This window comes from Rhodanobacter glycinis, assembly GCF_900114325.1.
GTDB lineage: Bacteria > Pseudomonadota > Gammaproteobacteria > Xanthomonadales > Rhodanobacteraceae > Rhodanobacter_A > Rhodanobacter_A glycinis.
The window spans coordinates 33,147-40,864 of record NZ_FOSR01000022.1; the positions used below are offsets into that span (position 1 = coordinate 33,147).

A 7,718-nucleotide genomic window follows, 5' to 3' on the forward strand; every position below is an offset into this window, starting at 1 on the left:
GAGCCAAGCTGAGGGGCACGCAGGTGTCCGGAAACCCTTGAGAACCCATGGAAGACCTGCTGCCCTACTACGAGCGTGAACTGGCATTCCTGCGGCGATATTCGCGGGATTTTGCCGAACGCTATCCGAAGATCGCTGGACGATTGTTGCTGGTCGGCGACATCAGCGAAGACCCGCATGTCGAGCGACTGATCGAGTCGTTTGCACTGATGGGCGCGCGCATCTCCAAGAAGATCGAGGACGACTACCCCGAGTTCACCGAGGCGCTGCTGGAAGTGCTTTACCCGCACTACCTGCGCCCGTTTCCCTCCTGCTCGATCGCGCACTTCGATCTCGGCAAGTCCGGGGCGCAGTTGTCGGCACCGGTATCGATTCCGCGTGGCACCGAACTGTTGTCGCGCCCGGTGCGTGGCGGACCGTGTCGCTTCCGCACTGCCTACGACGTCCATCTCACACCGCTGCGCATTGCCGCAGCGCAATTCCAGCCGGTGGCCCAGGTGCCGCCGCATGTACGCCTGCCGGCGCAGTCGTGTGCACAGATCACGCTGCGTTTCGAACTGCAGTCCCAGCACGCATCGCTGGGCGCTCTTGGCGTGGAGCGGGCGCGCGTGTTCATCGATGGCGAGCCCTCGTTCTGCGCGGTATTGCGTGACACGCTCGCGTTGAAGGTGGATCGCGCCTACGTGGAGGCGGGCGACGGCGGGCGCTGGACGCGCCTGGATGGCAATCCGTTCGCGCCGGTCGGCATGGCCGACGACGAGGCGCTGATCGATTACCCGGCGCGTTCGCACCCGGCGTATCGCCTGTTGACCGAACTGTTCGCCTTCCCCGAGAAGTTCGGTTTCTTCGACATCGACTTGCGCCGCGCTGGTGCCCTCGGTGGCAAGCAGTTCGCGCTGCACCTGATCCTGCGCGACGTGGCTTCCGATTCGGTACCGGCGCGTTTGCTCGAAGGACTGGCGCCGGCCAACGTGCTGCTTGGCTGCACGCCGGTGGTCAATCTGTTCCAGCAGCATGCCGAGCCGATTCGCGTCACCCACACCAGCACGTCCTATCCGGTGGTGGCCGACGCCCGCCGCGCTTACGCCTACGAAGTACACGCGATCGACAGCGTGGCGCGCGTGCAGCAGACCGCGCAAGGCGAGTCCGTCGTCGAATTCCGCCCGTTCTATTCGTTGCGCCACGGTGAGAATCCCGAGCGAACCGAGCATTACTGGGTGGCTACCCGCAATGATGCGGTGGCCCAGCAGAGCCCCGGCTACGAGCTGGAGCTGTCGATGGTGGACGTGAATTTCGACCCGGTGACGCCCAAGACCGACGTGCTCAGCCTGGAGCTGACCTGCAGCAATCGCGACCTGCCATCGCAGCTGGCCTATGGCGTGCCTGGTGGCGATCTCACCATGGAAGGCGGTTCGGTGGCGCGCAGCATTTCGCTGTTGCGCAAACCTACCGCGTCGCTGCGTTTCGACACGGGCCGCGGCGCACAGTGGCGACTGATTTCGCACTTGTCGCTGAATCACATCTCGCTGGTCGAAGGGGGCGCCACGGCGTTGAAGGAAATGCTGCGCCTGTACGACCTGCCGCGCTCGGCTACGTCGGCGCGGCAGATCGACGGCATCGCCAGCCTGGAACACCGAGCCGTGACCACGTGGCTGCCCGGCCGGCATTTCGCCAGCGTGGCCCGTGGCACGGAAATCCGCATCGGCATCGACGAGGATCATTTCGTCGGTACCGGCATTCATGCGTTCGCGAGCGTGCTCGACCATTTCTTCGGGCTGTACGTGCACGCCAACAGCTTCACCCAACTTGTCCTGCTGTCCAGTCGCAGCGGCGAGGAACTGATCCGATGTCCGGCGCGAAGCGGCGAATCGACCCTGGTGTAGCGCAGCGGCTGCTCGACGCGCCGCATCGCTTCCAGTTTTTCCAGGCCGTGCGCGTACTGGAGCACTTGTTCGTGCGCAACGGTGCGCGTCCGCAGGACGTGGTGACGCGCAAGCTGCGTTTCCGCAACACCTTGTCGATGGGTTTCCCGGCCAGCGAAATCGAGCAGCTGCGCGCCTATGCCGCGGACGACACGCCGCTGCCGATGTCCGAGGATGGCCAGTCGCCGGCCTGGAATGCGCTGGCGGAAGTCGACCTCACCCCGGCCTTCATGGGCATGCTGGGTGGGCGTGGCGTGTTGCCGTACGGCTATACCGAGCAGCTTGGCGAGCGGGAGACCTATCACCGCGACCATGCCGCGCGCGCCTTCCTCGACATCTTCAACAACCGCGCCATGGCCTTGTTTTACGGCGCGTGGAAGAAGTACCGGCTGGCGTTCCAGTATGAACTGGACAAGCGCGAGCGCTTCCTGCCGCTGGTAATGTCGCTGGCCGGCATGGGTTCGCCGGCATTGCGTTCACGCCTGGCGGAAGGCGAAGGTGCGGTATTCGACCAGGCCATCGCCTATTACAGCGCCGGCATCGGCCAGCGCCCGTTGTCCGCGGCCTTCCTGCAGCGCATGTTGCGCGAGTACTTCGACGCCGATATCCGGCTGGAGCAATTCGTGGGTGCGTGGTACGCGGTGCCCCCCGAACAGCGTTCACGCCTGGGCGAAGGCAATGCCGTGCTCGGCCGCAATGCCTTGTCCGGCGAGCGCGTATGGCAGCGCGACCTGCGCATGCGCCTGTGGGTCGGTCCGCTGCGGCGCGCGCGTTTCGAGGAATTCCTGCCCGGCGGCAAGGCCTCTGCGGCACTGGCCAAGTGGCTGACCCTGCTGGGTGGCGACTCACTCGAATACGAAGTGCGCCTGGTGCTGCACAAGGACGACGTGCGTTCCACCGGGCTCACGCCTCTCAACGGCGGCCGGCTTGGCTGGGATGCCATCGTCAATACCCAGCCCGCGAACGACCATCGCGCCGACGCCAGCTATCTCGTACACACTCTGAACTAAGGCACTCACCGGATGAGCATCAACCTCAAGACCCTGATCGGCAAACTGGACGATACCTGCCGCCATGCCGCGGAACGCGCCGCCAACCTGTGCATGGCGCGCGGGCATTACGAGGTGGATCTGGAGCATCTGTTCCTGGCGCTGCTGGAACAGTCGGCCAGCGACTTTGCCGTTATCGCCCGCCACAGCGGCGTGAGCCTGGAACAATTGGAGCGCGACCTCACCACCGAGATTTCGCGTTTCCGTGATGGCAATACGCGCACCCCGGTGTTCTCCTCGCGCCTGCCGACGCTGTTCGAGCATGCCTGGCTGATTGCGTCGCTGGACTCGCACACCACTCGCATTCGCAGCGGTCATCTGCTGCTGGCGCTGCTTACCCAGGCTGAACTGGCGCAACTGGCGCAGCGTGCCTCGGCGCAGTTCGCACGGTTCAAGCTGGACGAGATCAAGCACGATTTCGCCAAACTCACCCGGGGCTCGAGCGAAGCCGGCGAAAGCGTGGGCTTTGCCGATGCGCAGGCCGGCGAGGGCGACGAAGGCGATGCTGCGGCACCTGCGCCGAACGCGTTGGGCAAGACGCCCGCGCTGGACCAGTTCACCACCAACCTTACCCAGCGCGCGCGCGACGGCAAACTCGATCCGGTGGTCGGGCGCGACACCGAGATCCGCCAGGCCATCGACATCCTGATGCGTCGCCGCCAGAACAACCCGATCCTCACCGGCGAAGCCGGCGTGGGCAAGACCGCCGTGGTCGAAGGCCTGGCCCTGAAGATCGCCGACGGCGACGTCCCGCCGCCGCTGGAGGGAGTCGAGCTGCACACGCTCGACATGGGCCTGCTGCAGGCCGGTGCCAGCGTGAAAGGCGAGTTCGAAAACCGCCTGAAAAACGTGATCGATGAAGTGAAGAAAAGCCCGAAGCCGATCATCCTGTTCATCGACGAGGCGCACACCATGATCGGTGCCGGCGGCTCGGCCGGCCAGAACGACGCGGCAAATCTGCTCAAGCCTGCGCTGGCGCGCGGCGAGCTGCGTACCATTGCCGCCACCACCTGGGGCGAATACAAGAAGTACTTCGAGAAAGACGCCGCGTTGGCCCGCCGCTTCCAGGTCATCAAGGTCGAAGAGCCCAGCGAGGAACTGGCCGCCGCGATGTTGCGCGGCATGGTGCCGCTGATGGAAAAGCACTTCAACGTGCGCATTCTCGACGAAGCCGTCACCGAAGCCTGCCGCCTATCGCATCGCTATATCGCTGGCCGCCAATTGCCGGACAAGGGCGTCAGTGTGCTCGATACCGCTTGCGCCCGCGTGGCGCTGGGGCAGACCGCCACGCCCGCCGCGATCGACGACGCACGCAAACAGCTCGCCCGGCTGGCCGCCGAAGTCGGTGCGCTGGAGCGCGAAGAGGCCGCCGGCAGCACGCATGACAAGCGCCTTGCTGCGCTGCGAGCGCAGCAAGCCGAGGTGCAAGCGAAGCTGGCGTCCGACGAGCAGCGTTGGGAAGCCGAGCGTGCCGTGGTCGAGCAGATCAAGGCGTTGCGCAACGAGCTGGAAGCGGGCACCGCCGTCGCACCCGAGGCCACCATCGATACGCCAGTTGCCGAGGCCGACAAACCTGCTGCCGCAAAGAAGAAGAAAAGCGCGAGCAAGCCTGCCGACGTGCACCCGGGCAAGGCCAAACTGCAGCAACTCTACGACGAGCTGGCCGCACTGCAAGGCGAAGCCCCGCTGATTCCGATCCAGGTCGACGGCATCGTCATCGCCGAAATCGTCGCCGCGTGGACCGGCATTCCGCTGGGCAAGATGGTGAAGGACGAAATCCGCACCGTGCGCCAGTTGAAGCCCGCATTGCAGGCGCGCGTGATCGGCCAGGACCACGCACTCGAAGCCATTGCCCAGCGCGTGCGCACCGCGCGTGCCAACCTGGAAGACCCGAACAAGCCCAAGGGCGTGTTCCTGTTCGTCGGCCCTTCCGGCGTGGGCAAGACCGAGACCGCCTTGGCACTGGCCGACATTCTCTACGGCGGCGAGCGCAAGCTCATCACCATCAACATGAGCGAGTACCAGGAAGCCCACACGGTTTCCGGGCTGAAGGGTTCGCCGCCCGGCTACGTCGGTTACGGCGAAGGCGGCGTGCTTACCGAAGCGGTGCGCCGCAGCCCGTATTCGGTGGTGCTGCTGGACGAAATCGAGAAGGCTCACCCGGACGTGCTGGAGATGTTCTTCCAGGTGTTCGACAAGGGCGTGATGGATGACGCGGAAGGCCGCGAGATCGACTTCCGCAACACGTTGATCATCCTCACCAGCAACGTCGGTTCGCGCGAGATCATGCAGGCCTGCCTCAACAAGCCGGCCGAGGAACTCCCTGATGCCGACGCGCTGGCCGAGCTGCTGCGCCCGGTTTTGTACAAGGCGTTCAAGCCGGCCTTCCTCGGTCGCATGAAGGTGATTCCGTATTACCCGATCAGCGACGACGTGCTGGCGCAGATCATCCGCCTCAAGCTCGACCGCATCGGCCAGCGCGTGGCCGCCAACCACCAGGCCGAATTCGCCTGGGACGAGGCGCTGGTGGATGCCGTGCTGGCGCGTTGCACCGAAGTGGATTCGGGCGCGCGCAACGTCGACCACATCTTGAACGGCAGCCTGTTGCCCGAGGTGGCCGACAGCGTGCTGGCGCGCATGGCCGAAGGCGGCGCGATCGTCAAGATCAAGGTCGGCGCAGACAAGCACGGCGCCTTCAAGTATTCGCTGAAGTAAGACCCCGACTGAAGTCACCCACGATTCCGGACATTCGAGCAGGACGCAACGACATGGCAGCGACGGACATTCTGCAACTTCTCTGGGGCTCGGTACGGCAGAGCAACCGCCTGCTGCGCCTGCATACGCCGCTGGGCAGCGACGTACTGGTGGCCGAGCGGCTGGACGGCTGGGAGGCGGTGGACCAGGGCGGCTTCCGCTTCGAGCTGAGCGCACTGTCGCCCAACGCCATGCTGCCGCTGGATGCGCTGCTCGGCGCGCCGGTGCTGGTGGAACTGCTCACCGCCGACTCGCGCACCGACCTGCGCCCGTTTCATGGCCACGTCACCGCGTTCGAGCGCGTGGGCAGCAATGGCGGCATGGCGCGCTACACCTTGGTGATCGAACCGTGGCTGTCGTTGCTGCATCTTCGTCAGGACAGCTATGCCTTCCACGATGCCAGCGTCATCGAGATCGTCGAGCAGGTGTTCGGCCATTACACCCAGGGCGTGGTGACGCCGGCCTGGCGCTGGGAGTTGGCCGATCGCTCGGTCTACCTCAAGCGCAGCCTGACCACGCAATACCAGGAATCCGACGCCGCCTTCGTCCAGCGTCTGCTGGCCGAGGAGGGCGTGTTCTACTGGTTCGAGCATGCCGGCGATGCCGCTTCGCCCAGCCTGGGCACGCACACCCTGGTGCTGGCCGACAGCAACACCGCGTTCCAGCCCGGCCGTGCCCCCAGCGTGCGTTACCACCGCAGCAACGCCACCGAAAAAGACGACACCATCCAGCATTGGGCGCCGGCCCGGCGCTGGCAAACCGGTCAACTGGCCCGCGCCAGTTGGGATTACCGCACGCTGTCCACCCGCCCCGCGCAGGCGCAAGTCGATGGCCCAGCTGTTGACGCGACCGACGACGACACCGCCGGCCCCTACGCGTGGCCCAACCTCGCCACCGGCCAGCGCCACGCGCAACAACATCTGGATGCGCGTCACGTCGACTCCGCCTTGATCGACGGCAGCGGCAGCGTGCGCCGTCTCGCACCCGGGCAAAGCTTCCAGCTCGTCGATCATCCCACCCAAACCGCCGACGCGCTGGCCTGCCTGCGCGTCGAACACCACGCCCGCAACAACCTCGATGCGGATGTGCAGGGCGCCATCGAAAAAGCGCTCGGCAACGCGATGCAAACCCTCCCCCCTGCGGCGACCCCAGGGAGTCCCCTTGCGGGTGTGAGAGGGCAGGGTGAGGGGCGGGTGCTCGCGACAGCCTCCCAAACGAGCCGCGATAACGAAGCCAAAAACGGCGACGTCGCCAACGACCACACCCCGCTCTACCAGAACACCTTCATCGCCCTGCCCATCGCGCGCACCTACCGCCCGCACACGCCCGCTGGCTACGGCCTGCGCCGCCATCCCGTCGCCAGCGTCAGCGGTGCGCAGAGTGCCGTCGTCGTGGGCAATGGCAACCCCATCCACACCGACCGCGACCATCGCGTCATCGTGCAACAACACTGGCAGCGTGGCGGCAACGCCGCCAACCGGCTCGATCACCCGCGCGATGCCAACGCTCCCGCCGACGCCAGCGCCGGCACCTGGGCGCGCGTCACCACGCCACTGGCCGGCGCTAACTGGGGCAGCGTCGCGTTGCCGCGCGTCGGTCAGGAAGTGTGGCTGGGTTATCTGGAAGGCGACATCGACCGCCCCATCGTCATGGCCAGCCTGTACAACGGCCAGGGCAATACGGATGCCCCGTTCAACCAGCAATCCGGCGGCCCCAGCGGCGCCACGGGCAACGCCGCGGCCTGGTTCACCGGCAACGAGCACGCCGGCGTGCTCTCAGGCTTCAAGAGCCAGGACCTGGCTCAGAGCGCCAGCGGCAGTGGCGGCTACCGCCAACTGCGCTTCGACGACACGCCAACCCAAGGCCACGCCCAGCTCGCCACCACCGATTACGAAAGTGCCCTCACCCTCGGCCACTTCAAGCATCTGGACGATAACCAGCGCGCGGCCGATCTTGGCTACGGCGCGGCCCTGTCCACGCTGGCGCAAGGCGC

Annotated in this window: 4 protein-coding genes; all 4 read left to right on the forward strand. The window is 65.9% G+C overall.

What is annotated here, in order from left to right; translation table 11 throughout:
- Positions 1-47 precede the first annotated feature (47 nt).
- On the forward strand, positions 48-1,883 hold the full coding sequence (tssF, locus tag BMY90_RS16340) for a type VI secretion system baseplate subunit TssF (RefSeq protein ID WP_092705235.1): 1,836 nt from the start codon (positions 48-50) through the stop codon (positions 1,881-1,883).
- A complete protein-coding gene (gene tssG, locus BMY90_RS16345) occupies positions 1,847-2,932 on the forward strand; it encodes a type VI secretion system baseplate subunit TssG (protein ID WP_092705236.1) in 1,086 nt (361 codons plus the stop codon). Before tssF ends, tssG begins: the two co-directional genes overlap by 37 nt.
- A gap of 12 nt (positions 2,933-2,944) precedes the next feature.
- Positions 2,945-5,686 (forward strand): type VI secretion system ATPase TssH, encoded by a 2,742-nt coding sequence (gene tssH / locus BMY90_RS16350; RefSeq protein ID WP_092705237.1) that lies wholly within the window; start codon positions 2,945-2,947, stop codon positions 5,684-5,686.
- A gap of 53 nt (positions 5,687-5,739) precedes the next feature.
- Positions 5,740-7,718: type VI secretion system Vgr family protein (locus BMY90_RS16355; protein ID WP_092705238.1), on the forward strand; the 1,979-nt coding region annotated here is incomplete at its 3' end.